This is a genomic window from Candidatus Thermoplasmatota archaeon (genome assembly GCA_030018475.1).
Taxonomy (GTDB): Archaea; Thermoplasmatota; JASEFT01; order JASEFT01; family JASEFT01; genus JASEFT01.
The window spans coordinates 1-2892 of the sequence record JASEFT010000003.1 but is presented as its reverse complement, the minus strand read 5'-3'; the positions used below and the strand labels follow the sequence as shown (position 1 = coordinate 2892).

Here is a 2892-nt window from a genome sequence, read left to right as displayed (position 1 = left end):
AAGCCAGGAAATACTAAAATAGGGTCTTTAGCGATGTCTATACCGAATCTTTTGAACTGTCTCACCATAGCTGCAAAGTTTTTCTCAATAGTACCTTCACCTCTAATCGCATCTATCATTGGTGTATCAAGCCAAACGCCTCTCAAACCAGTAGGAGTAACAATACCTTTATCAAATTCGTAGCATTCTCTTATATAAGCAGCGCTCTCTACATCTCTAGGCTCTAGTGCATGAACGAAGCTTTCGCCAAGCTTATTTACTGGCAAAGCGCCCATACTGCGTAACTTTTCAGTGCACAGCAATCCAACAAGAGGCTCAGGAAAAGCAGCACATGTAGGATGATATTGTACAGAATCTAAATCTATTAGTTTTGCACCTACTCTATAAGCAAGTATCAAGCCATCGGCAGTTGCTCCGTAATGATTTGTAGTAGGAAAATTCTGAATGTGCAACCTTCCAAGCCCTCCTGTTGCTAATACTGTAGCTTTAGCTCTAACTATAGAATACTCACGAGTTTCTAAATTGAATAAGACAGCACCTGTTACTGCACAATCGTCTGTGAGAAGTTCAACTACAGGAGCGAACTCAACGAAAGTAATATTTAAATCTCTTGCATGATCTCTTAATACTCTCATAATTTCCATACCTGTATAGTCTTTTGCGCAGTGCAATCTAGCTCTTGAAGCTCCTCCACCTGAGAGCTCAAGATACTCACCGTTTTCTTTTTTATCATATATTACCCCAAGCTCTTCATGCCATTTTATTATTTTAGGAGCGTCAAGCACTAGCGCTTTTACAAGCTCCGACTTATTTGCAAAATGCCCTCCCCCAAAAGTATCAAGATAATGAGTTAAAGGTGAATCTTCTGGTCTGTCTGCTGCCTGTATACCGCCTTGAGCCATCATAGAGTTAGAATCGCCCCATCTGAGTTTTGTAGCAATAAGTATATTCTCACTTTTAATGCCATTTTCATATGCAGAAATAGCTGCTACAGTACCTGCGCCTCCACCGCCAATAATAAGAACATCTACATCGTAATCTATTTTATTTAAATCAATATCTCTTGGGCTGATAAGAGGAGTAGCTTCTAAAAGATCTGCTAGCTCATGGGGTACTTGCATACCTTTGCTAGGACCTATTCTCAGAGCTCTCTTAGTGCCAGGCCTGTAGTCTGGATGAAATTTTCGTAAAAGCTCCTCAGATTCCTCAAGTGATAGCCTTCTGAGTTTTTCTTTCAATCGCTGCCCTCTAGTGCTTTCAACAAGCTCTATCGATTTTAGCATCTCTTCAGTATAGCATTGCATTTTTTATTCACCTTCGATCTCTCTTTTCTTATATAATTCTCTGACTTTTTCTAAAGGTAGTGCTATGATCTCAGCAAAGTCTTTCTCAAATTTACCTTTTTCAATTTCTTTCAATCTTTGCTCTTGCGCTTTCGACTTCTTGGTTAGGTATTTTCCATAGAGCCTTCTTGCAAGCTGAGCCACATGGTAATGCTTTATATCTGCAGGACACCTTACAGAGCAGATACCACACTGGATACAATCGAAAGACAGCTGGGCTACCTTTGCCAAGTCGCCTCTGAGAGAAGCTTGTATGAAATCCATTACTTCAAGTTCTTGAGGGCATGCTTTTGTACAGGTATTACAGCACAAACATCTTGCTATCTCAGGATAGATTTTTAAAATCACATTACCGGAAGGTTTCAAATTATCTATTTTATGAGGCTCCTTTTCTGCAGGCACAAAAGGCAGTTGCACAAGCTCCATATTTTCTTCAACGAGCGTTTGACATGCTAAGCCTGTGTAGAGCTTATAGTCGCCCTTCTTTCTGTAAATTGTAGTACAAGCTCCGCAGAAACCTGCTCTGCAGCCAGAGCCCCTTATCAAATGATAGCCTGCCCACTCAAAAGCTTTTGTTATAGTAAGTCCTTTAGGCACTTCGTAATTCTTTCCAAGCATTTTTACTATGATAGTTTCCATTTACTACTCACCTCAATAGATTTTTAGTTTTTAGTAAATGCTTAGGATCTATTTTATGAGAAGCAAGCCCATAATATTCTTCAGGTAGTTTAAATGCAATAGCTATTAGCTGAGTGAAGTAGAACACAGGTATTTTTTCTTTCGAATGCTCTAAATTGTATTTACATAATGGACAAGAAGTTATTATTGCCTCGCATCCTTTGTCTTTCATATCATATAATATTTTAGAAACTTGATTTGATACAAGCTCTTTGTTATCTACAATATTATAGCTTCCGCAGCACTCCATACGATAAATACTATCTACGACCTCTCCGCCTAAAGCAATAATTAAATCTTCTAAAACTGAAGGCTCTTCAGGATCGTCGATAGCTAGCTCTCTAGGTCTTAGCAGCATACAACCGTAATAAGGTGCTAGCTTTACATTAAGAGGTTGCTTTATAAATCCTTTCAGTTTTTCAAAAGTCACGAAGTCTCTCAAAACCTGCAGTAAATGATAGACTTCTACTTTCCCTTTGTAACTGTCAGGCTCTATAAAACTATTGATTGTATCTAGAGATTGAGGATTTTTCTTTAATAATAAATTAGCATGCTGAAGTGTGTTATAACACATATCGCAGAGGGTGACAACTTTGTTACTATGCTCCTGTGCCTTGACGAGTGTACGAATAGGCCCTAAATAACGGAATAAATCATCCTGCGCTAGCGAAGCTACCGCTCCGCAGCAGTACCATTTATCAAGTTCCACAAGCTCTAAGCCTAAAGTCTTTGCTATAGCAAGAGCTGATAGTTCATAACTTGATGCGTAAGTCTTTAGAGTGCAACCGGGGTAATACAAATATTTTTCCATTTTTTTAGACAAAGGGGAGACAACCTACGGTTTTCTCCCCTTTTTCCTGGATTTTTCCCT

The 2892-nt window shown here is 38.9% G+C and carries 3 protein-coding genes; all 3 read right to left on the bottom strand.

Annotated elements, in window-relative coordinates:
* On the bottom strand, positions 1-1304 hold a 1304-nt coding region (locus QMD21_00920; protein MDI6855333.1), incomplete at its 3' end, for an FAD-binding protein.
* Positions 1305-1307: 3 nt separating this feature from the next.
* Positions 1308-1982: a 4Fe-4S ferredoxin gene (locus QMD21_00915; protein MDI6855332.1), complete on the bottom strand. Its 675-nt coding sequence runs from the start codon at positions 1980-1982 to the stop codon at positions 1308-1310.
* A gap of 7 nt (positions 1983-1989) precedes the next feature.
* Complete coding sequence (locus QMD21_00910; protein ID MDI6855331.1) at positions 1990-2832, bottom strand: CoB--CoM heterodisulfide reductase iron-sulfur subunit B family protein; 843 nt, start codon at positions 2830-2832, stop codon at positions 1990-1992.
* Positions 2833-2892 lie beyond the last annotated feature (60 nt).